This is a genomic window from Spirillospora sp. NPDC048823, assembly GCF_043198445.1.
Classification (GTDB): domain Bacteria; phylum Actinomycetota; class Actinomycetes; order Streptosporangiales; family Streptosporangiaceae; genus Spirillospora.
Map to the genome: position 1 here is coordinate 59081 of NZ_JBICUT010000006.1, position 16410 is coordinate 75490.

At 70.9% G+C, this 16410-nt stretch carries 13 protein-coding genes; 4 read left to right on the forward strand and 9 right to left on the reverse strand.

The genetic code is table 11. The annotated features are described in order from the left end of the window. Positions 1-174: 174 nt before the first annotated feature. Complete coding sequence (gene guaA / locus ACGFK0_RS15900; protein WP_392905969.1) at positions 175-1782, reverse strand: glutamine-hydrolyzing GMP synthase; 1608 nt, start codon at positions 1780-1782, stop codon at positions 175-177. A 220-nt stretch (positions 1783-2002) separates the two neighbouring features. Here guaA and ACGFK0_RS15905 point away from each other — a divergent pair, with 220 nt between their 5' ends. Continuing rightward, positions 2003-2962 carry a zinc metalloprotease gene (locus ACGFK0_RS15905; RefSeq protein WP_392905292.1) on the forward strand — a complete coding sequence of 320 codons (960 nt, stop codon included), beginning with the start codon at positions 2003-2005 and terminating at the stop codon, positions 2960-2962. Here the strand turns inward: ACGFK0_RS15905 and ACGFK0_RS15910 are convergent. Then, the gene (locus tag ACGFK0_RS15910; protein ID WP_392905295.1) at positions 2950-3681 is read right to left on the reverse strand and encodes a DNA alkylation repair protein; all 732 of its coding nucleotides are present in this window, start codon (positions 3679-3681) and stop codon (positions 2950-2952) included. The genes ACGFK0_RS15905 and ACGFK0_RS15910 overlap by 13 nt on opposite strands. Before the next feature lie 147 nt (positions 3682-3828). On the opposite strand from ACGFK0_RS15910, the gene ACGFK0_RS15915 reads away from it, so the two are divergent. Then, positions 3829-4731: a zinc metalloprotease gene (locus ACGFK0_RS15915; protein ID WP_392905297.1), complete on the forward strand. Its 903-nt coding sequence runs from the start codon at positions 3829-3831 to the stop codon at positions 4729-4731. A 155-nt stretch (positions 4732-4886) separates the two neighbouring features. Here ACGFK0_RS15915 and ACGFK0_RS15920 read toward each other — a convergent pair whose 3' ends face one another. Further along, positions 4887-6638, reverse strand: coding sequence for an FAD-dependent oxidoreductase (locus tag ACGFK0_RS15920; RefSeq protein WP_392905300.1), 1752 nt, complete (start codon positions 6636-6638; stop codon positions 4887-4889). A 9-nt stretch (positions 6639-6647) separates the two neighbouring features. Beyond that, complete coding sequence (locus ACGFK0_RS15925; protein WP_392905303.1) at positions 6648-8228, reverse strand: succinic semialdehyde dehydrogenase; 1581 nt, start codon at positions 8226-8228, stop codon at positions 6648-6650. A gap of 279 nt (positions 8229-8507) precedes the next feature. Between ACGFK0_RS15925 and ACGFK0_RS15930 the strand changes: the two genes are divergently transcribed. After that, positions 8508-9155: a TetR/AcrR family transcriptional regulator gene (locus tag ACGFK0_RS15930; RefSeq protein ID WP_392905305.1), complete on the forward strand. Its 648-nt coding sequence runs from the start codon at positions 8508-8510 to the stop codon at positions 9153-9155. 138 nt (positions 9156-9293) lie between these two features. Here the strand turns inward: ACGFK0_RS15930 and ACGFK0_RS15935 are convergent, their stop codons facing one another. From ACGFK0_RS15935 to guaB, 3 genes are all read right to left on the reverse strand, one after another. After that, a complete protein-coding gene (locus ACGFK0_RS15935) occupies positions 9294-11027 on the reverse strand; it encodes a glycerol-3-phosphate dehydrogenase/oxidase (protein ID WP_392905307.1) in 1734 nt (577 codons plus the stop codon). Positions 11028-11124: 97 nt separating this feature from the next. Continuing rightward, a complete protein-coding gene (locus ACGFK0_RS15940; RefSeq protein ID WP_392905971.1) occupies positions 11125-12240 on the reverse strand; it encodes a GuaB3 family IMP dehydrogenase-related protein in 1116 nt (371 codons plus the stop codon). Between the two features lie 353 nt (positions 12241-12593). Then, positions 12594-14090 carry an IMP dehydrogenase gene (gene guaB / locus ACGFK0_RS15945; protein WP_392905310.1) on the reverse strand — a complete coding sequence of 499 codons (1497 nt, stop codon included), beginning with the start codon at positions 14088-14090 and terminating at the stop codon, positions 12594-12596. 231 nt (positions 14091-14321) lie between these two features. On the opposite strand from guaB, the gene ACGFK0_RS15950 reads away from it, so the two are divergent. Continuing rightward, on the forward strand, positions 14322-14711 hold the full coding sequence (locus ACGFK0_RS15950; RefSeq protein ID WP_392905312.1) for a DUF5319 domain-containing protein: 390 nt from the start codon (positions 14322-14324) through the stop codon (positions 14709-14711). A gap of 21 nt (positions 14712-14732) precedes the next feature. Here the strand turns inward: ACGFK0_RS15950 and ACGFK0_RS15955 are convergent, their stop codons facing one another. Together ACGFK0_RS15955 and ACGFK0_RS15960 are read right to left on the reverse strand one after the other, a co-directional pair. Beyond that, positions 14733-15668 carry a hypothetical protein gene (locus ACGFK0_RS15955; RefSeq protein ID WP_392905314.1) on the reverse strand — a complete coding sequence of 312 codons (936 nt, stop codon included), beginning with the start codon at positions 15666-15668 and terminating at the stop codon, positions 14733-14735. Next, positions 15665-16252 carry a sigma-70 family RNA polymerase sigma factor gene (locus ACGFK0_RS15960; protein WP_392905973.1) on the reverse strand — a complete coding sequence of 196 codons (588 nt, stop codon included), beginning with the start codon at positions 16250-16252 and terminating at the stop codon, positions 15665-15667. Before ACGFK0_RS15960 ends, ACGFK0_RS15955 begins: the two co-directional genes overlap by 4 nt. Positions 16253-16410: the final 158 nt, after the last annotated feature.

Genomic DNA, 16410 nt, shown 5'->3' on the forward strand with positions numbered 1-16410 from the left:
CGGCCGCCGACCGAGTGGCCCCTGAGCCGATGAAACGCTCGGCTGGGCATCCCAGCCGAGCGTTTCGCGTGTTCCGGCCGCCGTCAGCATCGGGCCGCGCCGCCCGGGGTGCGTTCACCGGAGCCGCCCCTGACCGGGCAGCGCTCGACGGCGCTGCTCAGGGGCGCGGTGGGGTCATTCCCATTCGATGGTGCCGGGGGGCTTGGACGTGATGTCGACGGTGACCCGGTTGATCTCGCGGACCTCGTTGGTGATGCGGGTGGAGATCCGCTGGAGCAGGTCGTAGGGCAGCTTCGCCCAGTCGGCCGTCATGGCGTCCTCGCTCGTCACCGGACGCAGGACGATGGGGTGGCCGTAGGTGCGGCTGTCACCCTGCACTCCCACGGACCGGACGTCCGCCAACAGGACCACGGGGAACTGCCAGATGTCGCGGTCAAGGCCGGCGTTCGTCAGCTCTTCGCGGGCGATGGCGTCGGCGTCGCGGAGGATGTCCAGGCGGTCGCGGGTGACGGCGCCGATGATGCGGATGCCGAGGCCGGGGCCGGGGAACGGCTGGCGCCACACGATCTCGGACGGCAGGCCGAGTTGCTCGCCGAGCGCGCGGACCTCGTCCTTGAACAGGTTCCGCAGCGGCTCGACCAGCTTGAACTGGAGGTCTTCGGGGAGGCCGCCGACGTTGTGGTGGGACTTGATGTTGGCCGCGCCGGTACCGCCGCCCGATTCGACGACGTCCGGGTAGAGGGTCCCCTGGACGAGGAACTCGACCGGTTCGGTCGCGTCATCCGCACCCGTCGACGTGGACGACCCGGAACCGCCTTCGACGATCTCGCGGGCGGCCTCCTCGAAGACCCGGATGAACTCCCGGCCGATGATCTTGCGCTTCTCTTCGGGGTCGGTGACGCCGTCGAGGGCGGCGAGGAACCGGTCCTGGGCCTCCACGACGTGCAGGTTCACGCCGGTGACGGCGACGAAGTCCTTCTCGACCTGCTCGGGTTCGCCCTTGCGCAGCAGGCCGTGGTCGACGAACACGCAGGTCAGCTGGTCGCCGATGGCGCGCTGGACGAGGGCGGCGGCGACGGCGGAGTCCACGCCGCCGGACAGCGCGCAGATCGCCCGCTTGTGCCCGACCTGCTGCTGGACGGCCGCGATCGACTCGTCGGCGATGTTCACCATCGTCCAGTTCGGACGGCAACCGGCGCCCTCGTAGAGGAAACGCCGCAGAAGCTCCATCCCGTGCTCGGTGTGCAGGACCTCCGGGTGGAACTGGACGCCGAAGAAGCCGCGCTCAAGGTCTTCCATGCCCGCGACCGGCGTCACGTCGGTGCTGGCCGTCACGGTGAAACCGGACGGGGCCCGGCTGACGAAGTCGCGGTGCGACATCCACACCGCCTGCTCATGCGGCAGACCGGCGAACAGCATGCCCGGGGACGTGACGGCCACGGTCGCGCCACCGTATTCGGCGACATCGGAGTTCTCGACCGTCCCGCCTAGGGCCTGCGCCATCACCTGGTGGCCGTAGCAGATCCCGAGCGTGGGGACGCCCAGGTCGAACAGCCCGTCCGGCGCGATCGGGGCGCCCTCCGCGTACACCGACGCAGGGCCGCCCGACAGGATGATGGCCTTCGGCCGCTTGGCGAGCATCTCCGCCGCAGGCATGGTGGACGGCACGATCTCGCTGAACACGTGACACTCGCGGACGCGACGCGCGATCAGTTGCGCGTACTGCGCCCCGAAGTCGACAACGAGAACGGTGTCAAAGGACTGGTCTGCGGCCACCAACAACGCCTTTCGCACGGCCGGAAGGGTTCCCCCAGTCTACGGGGGCGGCTGCCTGCACCGATGCGCGCACCCGCACCTACCGCTGTCACATGATGCGATTGACCGATAACGGTCGGCATCCATTTACCTTGATCACACTCCCCGGACCACTCCGCTCTGATACCTGTTGGTGACGCCTTGTGCTCGCCTGGTTCCCGTCCGCGACATCCTCCTTAGGAGTGCCGTGAAGCTGCTCGCCGCCGCCGCCCTGATCGCCGCGTTCGTCCCCGCCATGCCGTCCGGGCCGCCCCCGGCGACCGCGGGCCCGGCGACCGCACGCCTGGACGACTGCGCGCACGCCGAAGCACGGCTGCGGCCAGGGCCGCATGGCCACGAGCACGGCCACCGGCAGAACGACCTGACCCCCGCGGAGGCCGCCACCGTAGAGCAGCGCCTCAACCGGATACTGGACGACCTGGGCCTGCGCCCGCCCGGTGAAACGGACGGCCGGTCGGCCGCCACCGACCTCCGCGCCGCACCGCGGATCAGCATTCCGGTCTACTTCCACGTGCTTCACAACGGCGCGAGGGGCAATGTGTCCACCGCGATGGTCAAGCGCCAGATCAGTACGCTGAACGCCTCCTACGGCGGCCGGAACGGCGGCGCCGACACCCGTATCTCCTTCGAACTCCGCGACGTGAGCCGTACGGACAACGCGGCCTGGTTCAACGACCCCGAAGGGTACGAGAGGACGTACAAGCCGAGGCTGCGCGAAGGCGGCAAGGACAGCCTGAACCTCTACAGCGCCTACATCGGCGGCGACCTTCTCGGCTGGTCGACGTTCCCCTGGAAGTACGAGTCCGAGCCCAAGATGGACGGCGTGACCATCCACTACGGCAGCATGCCCGGCGGCCCCATCGAGAACTTCAACAAGGGGTTCAGCGCCACACACGAGGTCGGCCACTGGCTCGGGCTCTACCACACGTTCCAGGACGGCTGCGGCGGCGAAGGCGACCGGGTCGCGGACACCCCGGCCCAGCGCGACCCCACGAACGGCTGCCCGACCGGCAAGGACACCTGCCTCTCACCTGGGGACGACCCCGTGCACAACTACATGGACTACAGCTACGACACGTGCATGACGTCCTTCACCGCCGGCCAGGGCTCACGCATGCACAAGGTGTGGCAGGCCTACCGCCGCTGAGCCGCGAGCAGCCGTTCGGCGTCTTCTCCGGGAAGCCGCCGGACGGCCTCCCTGAGCGTCACTCCCGAAATGACCGCGATCCGCGCCTCGACCCACTCGGTCACCCAGCCCGGGTCCTTCTTGGACAACTCCCGCAGCACCCACCCGAGGGCCTTGCGGATGAAGAACTCGCGTTCGCCGATCAGCGCGTCCCCGAAGCGGTCGATCCGGCCTAGATCGGGCTCGCCCACCCGCACGCCCGCCAGCAGAGCCAGTACGGCCGTGCGCCGCATCCACATGTAGGGGTCGCTGACCCATGCGTCCAGTGCCGTCCCCAGGTCCGGGTACCGGACGACCAGCCTGCCGACGACCTTCTCCGCGACGCCGTCCACGTACACCCAACTCGCCGAGTCGCGGACGAACCGTTCAGCCAACGCCAGGTCGCCTGGCCCCAGCAGCGCCGCCCGCTTGACGAGCACCTCTATCGCCGCCATACGAGCCTCATGCACGGGACGTCCCTCCTGGGTCACACCCCAGAGGGCCTCGGCGAGAGCGAGCACCTCGTCCCGCGTGGGCAGGGCCTTCACCGCCGACACGGCCACCTTGCGCACCGCCGGCACAGGCACACCGATGTGCACGAAGTCGCTTTTCAGGTAGCGCTTCTCATTCTCGGCCCGCACCGGATCGCCCTGCGCCCGCAGTTCCGCCAGGACCCGCGCCGCCTCGCCCTCCACAACCATGCGGAACACGCTACGCCGCCACACCCGGGCGCCAGATTCGTCCAGGTTTGCTAAAGACAACACCCCTATTGGCATTCACCCTAAATCCAGCGATGACTCCGCTCCCTTGCGCGCGCTCCCCCGCTCGCGCCGCCCCCAAGGAGTTCCATGAACCGCGCCGGAATCGCCACCGTCCTCGGCATGCTCGCCGTCTTCACGGCGTACGCGCCCGCCGCCCAAGCCGCCCCGTCCGCGCCTCCCGCCACGTCCACGCCATCCTCCGAATGCGCCGACCAGCCCGCCGACGCCCGCGTCCGCGCCGGTGCCCACATCACCGAACGGAACCAGCCCGGGACGGCCCAGATCGCCGCGATGGAAAAGGACTTCCAGAACCGCATCAGCAGTCTGAGGACAACTCGCGCCGCCGCGGCCATCACCGTCCGCGTGCACTTCCACGTCGTGTACGGCAGCGCGGGCAACGTCTCGGACGCGACGCTGAACCGGCAACTCGACGTCCTCAACGACGCCTACGCCGGCAGCGGCATCTCGTTCACGCTCTCGGAGATCAAACGGACGAACAACGCGTCCTGGTTCTCCAACCCACAGGGCAACGAACGCCAGATGAAGAACGCCCTGCATGCCGGCAACGCACAAGACCTCAACTTCTACACCGCCGACCTGGGCAGCAGCCTCCTCGGCTGGGCCACGTTCCCCAGCAGCTACCGCTCCCAGCCCAGCATGGACGGCGTCGTCGTCCACTACCAGAGCCTTCCGGGCGGCTCGATCGGCAACTACAACGAAGGCGACACCGGCACCCACGAAGTCGGCCACTGGATGGGGCTGTACCACACGTTCCAGGGCGGCTGCCGCGGCCAGGGAGACCGCGTCTCCGACACCCCCGCCGAACAGAGCCCCGCCTCCGGCTGCCCGACCGGCCGCGACACCTGCTCCTCCACCGGAGCCGACCCCGTCCACAACTTCATGGACTACAGCTACGACGCCTGCATGTACGAGTTCACCCCAGGCCAGGCCGACCGCATGCAAGCCCAGTGGTCCGCCTACCGCGCCTGACCCGCCACTGAACACCCGCGCCCCCGGGCGCGGGTGTTCATGCCCGTGCGGCGGCGGGTTCGCCGCCGATTTTCCACAGAATCGCGTTCTAGTGCCGACGCCGTCCCCGGGACTCGACAATCCGAAGAGTCGAGTCCGGGAAGGGGGCGGCCGTGTCAGGTGATGTCGACGATCGGCAGCTTGAGGGCGGCGGGGGCGCCGGCGGGAACGACCGGGTTCTTCGGCGCGACGGGGGCGACACGGCGGTACGGGTTGCCCAGGGAGGGGCGAGGGTCGTCCTCGGACCGGTTCGGCCAGAACGACATCGCACGCTCCGCTTGGGCGGTGATGGTCAGCGAAGGGTTGACGCCCAGGTTGGCGGAGACCGCGGAACCGTCCACGATGTGCAGGCCGGGGTGCCCGAAGACGCGATGGTAGGCGTCGATCACACCGGACTCGGCGGAGTCGCCGATGGCGCAGCCGCCGAGGAAATGCGCGGTCATCGGGACGTCGAACAGGTCGCCCCAGGAGCCGCCGGGCATGCCGCCGATCTCCTCGGCGATCAGGCGCGTCGCCTCATGGCCCTCGGGGATCCACGTCGGGTTGGGCTCGCCGTGGCCGGCGGACGCGCGGACGTCCCAGCCGAACGGGCCCCTCTTCGGCCGCAGGGTGATCGAGTTGTCGCGGGTCTGCATGACGAGCGCGATCACCGTCCGCTCGGACCAGTGCCGGACGTCGAACAGCTGCACCAGGTCACGGGGGCGGCGGACGACCTCGCGGGCGAACTTCAGGATCCGGGGGCTGTGCCTCTCGCCCGGCCGGTCGCCGTCCACGAGGAGGGTCTGCAGGCCGGCGAGGAGGTTCGAGCCGCGCCCATAGCGGACGGGCTCGACGTGCGTGTCCGGCGTCGGATGGAACGACGACGTGATCGCGACGCCCTCGGAGAAGTCGGGGCCGGGCCTGCCGTTGCGGCGGCCGCCGCCGAGGATCGCCTCGGAGTTGGTGCGGGTCAGCGCGCCGAGCCGGTCCGACAGCCGCGGAAGCGCGCCGGTCGACCTGAGCTTGTGCAGCAGCTTCTGCGTGCCGTACGTACCGGCGGCGAACACGACCTGCTCGGTCGTGAACGTCTTGCGGTTGCGGCCGAACGAGCCGGTCCGGACGATCTCGACCTCGTACCCTCCACCGCGCAGGGGCGTGACCGACGTGACGCGGCTGAGCGGCATCACGCGGGCGCCGGCCTTCTCGGCCAGGTAGAGGTAGTTCTCCGTGAGCATGTTCTTCGCGCCGTGGCGGCAGCCCACCATGCACTCGCCGCACTCCAGGCAGCCGCGGCGGCGCGGGCCCGTCCCGCCGAAATACGGATCCGCGCTCTCGATGCCCGCGCCACGGCCGAAGTAGACGCCGACGGGTGTCTTGACGAAGGTGTCGCCCTTGCCCATCCGGTCGGCGACCTTCTTCATGACCTCGTCGGCGGCGGTCGTCGTCGTGTTCTGGACGACGCCGAGCATGCGTTTCGCCTGCTCGTAGTGGGGCGCCAGCTCGTCCTGCCAGTCGGTGATGTGCGCCCACTGCCGGTCCTTGAAGAACGGCTCCGGCGGGACGTACAGCGTGTTGGCGTAGTTCAGCGACCCGCCGCCGACACCGGCGCCCGCCAGCACCATCACCCGGCTCGACTTGGCGCCGCGGATGAGGTGCATCCGCTGGATACCGGTGAGGCCGAGCGCCGGGGCCCACAGGTAGCGGGCGACGCGCCAGTTCGTCTTGGGCAGCTCCGGATACCGGGATCCGGGCGCTCCGGACGGGTTCGTGTCGAAGCGACGGCCCGCCTCGATCACGCCGACCCGGTAGCCCTTCTCGGTCAGCCGCAGGGCCGACACGCTGCCGCCGAACCCGGACCCGACGACGAGCACGTCGAAGTCATGCTTCATGGGCGTTCCCTACTTGATCCGCAGCTTCTTCATCAGCTTGATGCCGTTCGCCATGAAGCCGGCGAACCTGTCGTAGCCGATGGAGCCCGGAGGTTCGAGGTCCATGAAGTGCTGGCTCGCGACGGTCTGCACCTCGGTGAACTTCAGCAGGCCCTCGGAGCCGTGGCGGCGTCCCACCCCGGACTGCTTCATCCCGCCCATCGGGGAGTCGTAGGACGCGTAGGCCGCGCCGTACCCGTCGTTGATGTTGACGGTTCCCGCCTGGATGCGGGCGGCGAGGCGGCGGCCGTTCGACGTGTTCTTCGTCCACACCGACGCGTTCAGCCCGTACGGGGTGTCGTTGGCGCGGGCGACGACGTCGTCCTCGTCCTTGTACTTGTAGACGGCGACGACCGGGCCGAACGTCTCGTTCGCGCACAGGTCCATGTCGCCGCTGACGTCGGCGAGGATCGTCGGCTCGTAGCACAGCGGCCCGACGTCCGGACGGGCCTTGCCGCCCGCGAGGACGGTCGCGCCCTCCTTGACGGCCTGGTCAACGTGCCGGGTCACCGCCTCCAGCTGCCGCTGGTAGGTCAGGGAGCCCATCTCGGCGTCGAAGTCCAGGCCGGTGCCGAGCTTCATGTCTTTCACGACCTCGACGAACCGGGGGACGAACCGGTCGTAGATGTCCTCGTGGACGTACATCCGCTCGATCGAGATGCACAGCTGCCCGGCGTTGGTGAAGCAGGCACGGACGGCGCCCCGCGCGGTGCGCTCGACGTCGGCGTCCGGCATCACGATCATCGGGTTCTTGCCGCCGAGCTCCAGCGAGTACGCCACGAGCCGCGGCGCGACCCGCTCCGCGATGGCCTTGCCGCCGCGCGTGGACCCGGTGAACGAGACATAGTCGGCGTTGTCGATCAGCGGGTCGCCGATCTCGGCCGGGTCGCCGACGACGATCTGCCACACGTCACGCGGCAGGCCGAGCTCGATCAGCAGGTCCAGTACCCACAGGCTGGACAGGCACGTCTGGGTGTCCGGCTTGTGGATCACCGCGTTGCCCGCCATCAGCGCGGGCGCGATGTCGCTGGCGCCGAGCGCGAACGGGTAGTTCCACGGCGCGATCAGGGCGACGACGCCCTTCGGGTGCCGCAGCTCCCGCACGCGGGTGACGCCCGGCATCATGCCCTGCCTGCGCCTCGGCTTCAGCAGCTTCGAGGCCCGCCGGGCGTAGTAGAGCGAGCACAGCGCCACGTCCAGGAACTCCTCCAGCGCGTGGCGGCGGGCCTTGCCGGTCTCCAGCTGGATGACGTCGAGGATCTCCTCGCGCCGGTCGACCAGGGCGTCGGCGAGCCGCAGGAACGGCTTGACCCGCTCGCGCACCGGCCGCAGCGCCCACGCCCGCTGCGCCTCCCGCGCCCGCTCGTACGCCGCGCGGACGTCGTCGGCGCCGGAGATCGGAACGGTCGCGAGGGGCTCACCGGTGAACGGGGTGGGGATCGTCGTGGTGTCGGCGCCGCCCGAGGCGACATGCGAGGCCAGCCGGTCAATCAGAGTTTGGGGGAGCTTGTGCTCTGCCACGCCTTTGGCAGGGACCGTCGGGGATGCCATACCGGCAGCGTATGACCCCCTGGCCACTTTTGACTACCCGCAGGTAACGCTCCGGTTCTGGTGGTTTGCCGCACACCTCCCGGTTTTCCGTCCCGCACTGATGATCCACTGCCGAACGGACCGTTCCAAGGCAGGCGAAGTTGTACAACCGGGGGACTGACCATGTCCGATCGGTGTATTCCGAAGAGCAGGAGGAGAATCTCGGCGCGCGACCCGCCGCCGGGCGTCCGCTGCCGCGCCCGGAACCGCGGGACGCCGTACACAAAAGGGGAGCACCATATGACGGACCGCGTGCATCGGCCCGAGGGTGACACGGCGGGCGCGCCCCGCCCCCCGCGCCCGTCCGGCGGCGGCGTCCCACCGCGCCGCGACCGCCGCGCGCAGACCCGCACCGCCTTACTCACCGCCGCCGAACGACTCTGGGCCGACCACGGCATCCACGGCGCCTCACTCGACGACATCGCGGCGGCCGCCGGGCTCACCAAGGGCGCCGTCTACTCCAACTTCGCGGGCAAGACCGACCTTCTGCTCGCGCTGATGGAGCGCTTCACCACCGACCGCAACGTCGACGTCTGCGACGAACTCCGCGCAGCCGAGGAGGACATCGACCACACCGCCCGCTCCTCGCCCCGCCGCGACACCGACGACCACGCCCGCCGCCTCGCCCTGCTCCTGGTCGAGTTCTGGCTCTACGGCATGCGCGACTACGCCGCCGGCTGGCGCATCGCCGACTGGTACGCCGAACGCCGCGCCCGGATGGCGAGCGAACTGGAGACCACCGGCGAGATTCCCCCCGACGAACGCGCGACCTTGGCCCTGGCCCTCGACTTCGGCCTGGCCTTCCAGCACCTCCTGGACCCGGCCCGAGTCCCCGCCGACCTCTACGCCACCGGCAAAAGCCTCATGCTCGGCCGCGAACAAGCCTGATCCAACGCCCCTCAGCCCACGCGAGCGAGCAAGAACCTGATCGCGCAGCGAGCCGCCAGGCGAGTCCGGAGCGATGCAGCGATCGCACCGCAGTTCCCGCCGAAGGAGGGCCTCCAAGGCCCGACGCCAAGGGAACTGCTAGGCGGTCGGAACGATGTCGGGGGCACCTCGGCGGTGGGCGTCGGCCTCCTGGTCGCCATCCTGGCTTTGGGAGGCGCGTTCGGCTTCCACGCGCTTGCGGTAGTACTCGATTTCGCGGTCGCGCTGCTTCTTGGACCAGCCGAGGACGGGGGCGAGGAGGTCGGCGGCCTCCTGGACAACGCCGAGGCCGCGGTCCCAGGTTTCGATGGAGATGCGGGTGCGGCGGGCGAGGACGTCGTTGAGGTGGCGGGCGCCTTCGTGCGTGGCGGCGTACACGACTTCGGCGCGGAGGTAGTCGTCGGCGCCGGTGAGGGGCTTGGCGAGGTCGGGCTTCTCGGAGATCAGTTCCAGCAGGTCGTCCACGAGGGTGCCGTGGCGGCCCAGGAGGTGCTCGATGCGGGCGACGTGGAGGCCGGAGCGGGTCGCGAGGCGGTGCCGGGCGTTCCACATGGCCTGGAAGCCGTCGCCGCCGACGAGGGGGACGCGGTCGGTGCAGGATTCGGGGATCTTGCCGTCGAGTCCGTGGGCGACGGCGTCGATGGCGTCCTTGGCCATGACGCGGTAGGTGGTGTACTTGCCGCCCGCGACGAGGACGAGGCCCGGGACGGGGTGGGCGACAACGTGTTCGCGGGAGAGTTTCGACGTCTCCTCTGTCTCGCCGGTGAGGAGGGGGCGGAGGCCCGCGTAGACGCCCTCGACGTCGTCATGGGTGAGGGGGGTGTTGAGGACCCTGTTGACCTGGTCCAGGACGTAGTCGATGTCGGCCTTGGACGCGGCGGGGTGGGCCTTGTCGAGGTCCCAGGCGGTGTCGGTGGTGCCGATGATCCAGTGGCGGCCCCACGGGATGACGAACAGCACGGACTTCTCGGTGCGCAGGAGGATCCCGGTCGCGGAGTGGATGCGGTCCTTGGGGACGACGAGGTGGATGCCCTTGGACGACTTCACGTGGATCTGCCCGCGGCCGCCGACGAGTTCCTGGATGTCGTCCGTCCACACGCCGGTGGCGTTGACGACCTGCTTGGCGCGGACCTCGCTGGTCGTGTTCCCCTCAAGGTCGCGGATGCGCAGCCCGGTGACGCGTTCGCCTTCGCGCAGGAAACCGAGGCACTGGGTGCGGGACGCGATCTGCGCGCCGTACTCGGCCGCCGTCCGCAGGGCCGTCATGACGAACCGGGCGTCGTCGACCTGCGCGTCCCACAACTGGATCGCGCCGGTGAAGGAGTCCTTGCGCAGGGACGGCGCGAGCCGCAGCGCGCCGCGCCGGCTGAGGTGCCGGTGGTGGGGGACGCCGCGAGTGCTGCCCATCTGGAACGCGAGCACGTCGTACAGCGCCACGCCGGCGCCGAGATACGCGCGCTCCCAGACGCGGTGCGTGGTGGGCAGTAGAAACGGGACGGGTTTCACCAGGTGCGGGGCGATCTGCTGCAGCAGCAGACCGCGTTCCGTCAGGGCCTCCCGGACGAGGTCGAAGTTGTACTGCTCCAGGTAGCGCAGCCCGCCGTGGATCAGCTTGGACGAGCGGGACGACGTGCCGGACGCGAAGTCGCGCGCCTCGACCACGGCGACCGACAAACCCCGGGTGGCGGCGTCGAGCGCGGCGCCCGCGCCGACGATGCCGCCGCCGACCACGACGACGTCGAACTCCTCACGGGCCATGTGGTCGAGCGCCGCGGCGCGCTCGGCGGGGCCGAGGCGGGAGCTGCCAAGGCCTGTCACAGGTGATCCCGTCATCGCGATTCCCCCCACAGCGGTTCTGTTTCCGAGCTTTCCTACCCAAGGGTAGGGACGGGTCCACCCCGGGAACGACCGAATCCGCGGTGGTTCGATCTCAGTCGGTGGACCGGCGGGGAGCCACCACGACCTGTACCCGCTGGAACTCCTTCAACTCCGTGTAGCCGGACGTGGCCATCGCGCGGCGCAGGGCCCCGATCAGGTTCATCGACCCGTCCGCGACATGTGACGGACCATGCAGGATCTGCTCCATCGTCCCGATCGTCCCGATTTCGAGGCGGGTGCCGCGGGGGACGTCGCCGTGGTGGGCCTCGCTGCCCCAGTGGTAGCCGCGTCCCGGCGCCTCCGTGGAGCGGGCGAACGGCGAGCCGACCATGACGGCGTCGGAGCCGCAGGCGAACGCTTTGGCGATGTCGCCGCTGTTGACCATGCCGCCGTCGGCGATCACGTGGACGTAGCGTCCGCCGGACTCGTCCATGTAGTCGCGGCGGGCGGCGGCGACGTCCGCGACCGCCGTCGCCATCGGCACCGCGACACCGAGGACGGTCCGGGTGGTGTGCCCGGACCCGCCGCCGAACCCGACCAGCACGCCCGCGGCGCCGGTGCGCATGAGGTGCAGCGCCGCCGTGTAGGTGGAGCAGCCGCCGACGATCACGGGTACGTCGAGGTCGTAGATGAACTGCTTCAGGTTCAGCGGCTCGGCGCGTCCCGACACGTGCTCGGCGGACACGGTGGTGCCGCGGATCACGAACAGGTCGACGCCCGCGTCGATGACGGCCTTGTGGAACTGGGCGGTGCGCTGCGGCGACAGCCGCGCGGCCACGGTGACGCCCGCCTCGCGGATCTCCTGGATCCGGCGGCCGATCAGCTCCTCCTTGATCGGCTCGGTGTAGATCTCCTGGAGCCGCTGTGTGGCGCGCACGTCGTCCAGCGACGCGATCTCCGCGAGCAGCGGCTCGGGGTTCTCGTAGCGGGTCCACAGCCCTTCGAGGTCGAGGACGGCGAGGCCGCCGAGCCGCCCGACCGCGATCGCGGTGGCGGGGCTGACGACGCTGTCCATCGGCGCGACGACCAGCGGCATCTCGAACCGGTAGGCGTCGATCTGCCAGGCGACGCTGACCTCCTCGGGATCGCGCGTCCGGCGGGACGGCACGATGCCGATGTCGTCGAACGCATACGCCCGGCGGCCGCTCTTGCCCCGGCCGATCTCCACCTCAGCAGCCACTGCGCCCTTCCTCTTCCTTGCCCGACGGCCCGGCTCGTCCCGAGCGGATCACCGTGCACGGCCCCCGCTCGGTGTTCCCGCCGACCGCAGGAACAAGCCCCGAAGAGCTTACGTCAGCCCCCACCGGCCACGGCACACACGCCGCCCCCAAGGGAAACCGGAACCGCCCGACACTGGAGCCGCCCGACCTTGGGGCCGGCCGGGCGCGGTACACATCGCGCGCGCGGCGCGGTGGCCGCCCGCGACATGGCGCCGCCGTCCATGGCCGCCACCGTCCACGCGCCCCGGCGCGGCGGCGCGGGCCTTGCCGGCCGCCGGGGCGGGGAGCGGGTTCAGCGGGTTCAGCGGCCCTGGTAGTTGGGCGCCTCTACGGTCATCTGGATGTCGTGGGGGTGGCTTTCGCGGAGGCCGGCGGGGCTGATGCGCATGAGCCGGCCGCGTTCCTGGAGTTCGGGGATCGTGCGCGTCCCCGCGTACCACATGGACTGGTGCAGGCCGCCGATGAGCTGGTGCGCGACGTTGGCGAGGGGGCCGCGGTAGGGCACCTGGCCCTCCACGCCCTCGGGGATCAGTTTCTCCTCGCTGCTGACGTCGGCCTGCGCGTAACGGTCCTTGGAGAAGGAGGCGCCGCGTTCCCGGTTGCGCATCGCGCCGAGCGAGCCCATCCCCCGGTACGACTTGTACTGCTTGCCGTGGACGAAGATCAGCTCGCCGGGGGACTCCTCGACACCGGCGAGCAGGCTGCCGAGCATCACCGTGTCGGCGCCCGCGACGAGGGCCTTGGCGATGTCACCGGAGTGCTGCAGGCCGCCGTCGCCGATCACCGGGACACCGGCCTCCTTCGCCGCGCGGGCCGCCTCGAAGATCGCGGTGATCTGCGGGACGCCGACGCCGGCGACGATGCGGGTGGTGCAGATCGAGCCGGGCCCGACACCGACCTTGACGGCGTCGGCGCCCGCGTCCGCCAGGAGCTGGGCGCCCGCGTAGGTGGCGACGTTGCCGCCGACGACCTCGACGGCCGCATTGGCCTTGATCGCGGCGATCGTGTCGGCGACGCCCTTGGAATGGCCGTGCGCGGTGTCCACGATGATCACGTCGGTGCCGGCCTCGATCAGCGCGCGGGCACGGCGGATCGCGTCCTCGCCGACGCCGACGGCCGCGGCGACGAGCAGCCGGCCGTCCGCGTCCTTGGTGGAGTGGGGGTACTGCTCGCTCTTGGTGAAGTCCTTGGTGGTGATGAGGCCCTTGAGCCGCCCGTCGGCGTCCACGAGCGGGAGCTTCTCCACCTTGTTGCCCCGCAGCAGGCGGAACGCCTCGTCGCGCGTCACGTCCACGGGCGCCGTGATCAGCGGCATCGCCGTCATGACCTCGCGGACCGGACGGGACAGGTCGGACTCGAAGCGCATGTCCCGGTTGGTCACGATGCCGACCAGGACGCCTCGTACGTCGGTGACCGGCACGCCCGAGATCCGGTAGCGGGCGCACAGTTCCTCGACATCGGCGAGCGTCGCGTCCGGCAGGCACGTCACCGGGTTGGTGATCATCCCGGCCTCGGAGCGCTTGACCCGGTCGGCCTGCTCGGCCTGCTCCTCGATCGACATGTTGCGGTGCAGGACGCCGATGCCGCCCTGCCGCGCCATCGCGACCGCCGTGCGGGCCTCGGTCACCGTGTCCATGGCCGCCGAGGCGAGCGGGATGCGCAGCGTGATGCCCCGGGTCAGCCGGGTCGTGGTGTCGGCCTCGCCGGGCTGAAGGTCGGAGTAGCCCGGCAGCAGGAGCACGTCGTCGAAGGTCAGGCCCTGCGGGAGGAACTTGTCGGGCTCGGCGGCGGGATTCATGACTACCTTCCCGTAGTGGTGGAGGCATCGAGCCAGGTCACGGCGACCCTGTTCCCATGGTAGAGCGTGGGCCGCCGCCGGGGCCGGGTGTTGCACACGGCGGGCGCGTGGTCTTGATGACATCACGCAACAAGCGGGACGGCGCCGTGCATTCCCACTTTCTGTGATCGTTCGCGCACGGAGAAGACCGGGGGTGCACCGCCCCGGGCATCAGGCAGTAGCGTGGGTGGTGTGCACGACGATGCTCCGCTCGACCCGTTCGCCGGAGACCCGGAGGACCCGGCGGCGTCGCTCGGCGACCCCGGTGAAGAGGCCGCTCCGCTGAGCGTGGCGGAGCGCGAGGACGTGCTGGCCGACCTCGCCGACCTGGAGGTCTTCCGCGCACTGCTGGAGCCGCTCGGGGTGCGAGGGCTCACCGTCGACTGCGGTGACTGCGGCAGGCTCCACTACATCGACTGGGATCTCCTGCACGGCAACCTGCGCCACCTGCTCGACGAGGGCCTCCCCCGCGTGCACGAGCCCGCCCTGGCCCCCGACCCCGTCGACTACGTCAGCTGGGAGTACGCCCGAGGCTACGTCGACGGCGTGATCGACAGCGAAGAGGGCCGCGACGAGAACTGACCGGCCCGTCGGCGCGCACGATCAGTCGTCGCGGTTGTAGGGGTTCTGGTGCCGGTTCATGCGTTCTTGGGTGCGTCTGCGGATGTCGTCTATCTGGCGGCCGATGTCGCCGTCGTCGTCGGAGGCGCCGTCCGTCCCGGCGGCGGGGGTGGAGTAGATGGTCGTGGACGGGGTGTCCGGGTGGCGGGGGCGCGGCCCGAACGGGAACGGAAGCCTCGGCCGCGGCCTGGCCTCCCGGTCCCCGGGGTCCCCGGGGTCGCCGGGGTCGCCGGACGGCGTCGGCGCCGGTCCCCGCCGTTCCGGTTCCGGGGCGGGCCGGACGGGTGGCCGCGGGCGCTCGTAGGTCCCGGCGTCGGTGTCGGCGCGGACGGTCTTCTCCGTGTCGTCGGCGGCATCGGAGGAGGCGGTGGTGCCTGGAGCGGCCGGAGCGGCGGACGGATGGTCGGTCGCCCCGCTGCCCGCCGCGGCGACGCCGGTACTGGCGAGGACGGCCCCGGCCACGCCGAGCGCGACGATCGTGCCGCGGCCGCGGCGCCGTGGGCCGCCGGGGCCGGACGGCGCGGGCGGGCGTGGCGGGGCCGCTCCGGGACCGGCTTCGGAACCGGCGCCGCTTTCGGAGCCCGGGTCGTCCACGTCGGCGATCAGGGCGCGCAGCAGCCGCACCGCCGGGTCGGGGTCGTCGGCCTGGCGCGGGCGTCCGGCCTCGGCGCGGTCGCCCTCGGAACGGTCGCCGCCGGGACGGTCAGCCGGGCCGGGGGCGGAACGCGGCGCCGAGCCGGCAGCGCGCCACGCCGCCAGCGAATCGATGATGGCGTCGGTACGGCGTACCGCCGCCAGATCCGCGGGCAGGGCGGCGGCCTGCGACCGGCTCGCGGGCGCGCCGGAATCGCCGGGGTTCGGAGGGTCGGCCGGGTCCGGGGCGCCGCGCAGGCCGGTGAAGGGGCCGCGCTCCGTCAAGCGATCGACTCCTCTCTCGCCATCGCCCGGAGCCGGGCCAGCGCCCGGTGCTGCGCGACCCGTACCGCCCCCGCGGACATGCCCAGCACATTTCCGGTCTCCTCGGCCGACAGGCCCGCCACCACCCGCAGGAGCACGAGCTCGCGCTGGTGGTCGGGAAGGCGCGTCAGCAGGTCGCGGGCGCGCTGCGCCTCGATGTAGCGGACCACCGTCTCCTCGGGCCCGGGCCGGTCGTCGGGGCCGTCCGGAAGGTCCTCGGTGGGCACGGCCGCGCGGACCGCGCTGCGCAGCGCATCGGCGATCTTGTGGGCGGCGATGCCGAAGACGAAGGACGCGAAGGGCCGCCCCATGTCCCGGTAGCGGGGAAGGGCGGACAGGACGGCGATGCAGACTTCCTGGGCCACGTCGTCGGCGATGTGGTACTGGCCGGAGACCCGTCCGAGCCGGGCCCGGCAGTACCGGACGATCATGGGGCGCACCTCGCCGATGAGGACTTCGATGGCCCCCGGGTCGCCCTGGACGGCGAGGTTCGTCAGCTCTTTGAGGTCGCCGTCACCCGTTTGTGCCGCGCGCAGCACCCGGATCCCACGGCCGGTGTCGTGGGACGGTGGAGGGCCGGGCCCTCCCGAGGGGTCGATAGCGCGCGCGGCCATGGTCCCGGCGTAGCTTCCCTCGGTCACGTCAAGCATGATGCCCAGCACTCCCGGGCGTGTCTGCACCGTCCTCTACAACGGAATGGTCA

Coding starts and splice junctions, on each gene's coding strand:
- ACGFK0_RS15915 (WP_392905297.1), top strand. CDS start 3,829: ATGAACCGCGCCGGAATCGCCACCGTCCTCGGCATGCTCGCCGTCTTC.
- ACGFK0_RS15910 (WP_392905295.1), bottom strand. CDS start 3,681: ATGGTTGTGGAGGGCGAGGCGGCGCGGGTCCTGGCGGAACTGCGGGCG.
- ACGFK0_RS15935 (WP_392905307.1), bottom strand. CDS start 11,027: ATGACGGGATCACCTGTGACAGGCCTTGGCAGCTCCCGCCTCGGCCCC.
- ACGFK0_RS15925 (WP_392905303.1), bottom strand. CDS start 8,228: ATGGCATCCCCGACGGTCCCTGCCAAAGGCGTGGCAGAGCACAAGCTC.
- ACGFK0_RS15930 (WP_392905305.1), top strand. CDS start 8,508: ATGACGGACCGCGTGCATCGGCCCGAGGGTGACACGGCGGGCGCGCCC.
- guaB (WP_392905310.1), bottom strand. CDS start 14,090: ATGAATCCCGCCGCCGAGCCCGACAAGTTCCTCCCGCAGGGCCTGACC.
- ACGFK0_RS15920 (WP_392905300.1), bottom strand. CDS start 6,638: ATGAAGCATGACTTCGACGTGCTCGTCGTCGGGTCCGGGTTCGGCGGC.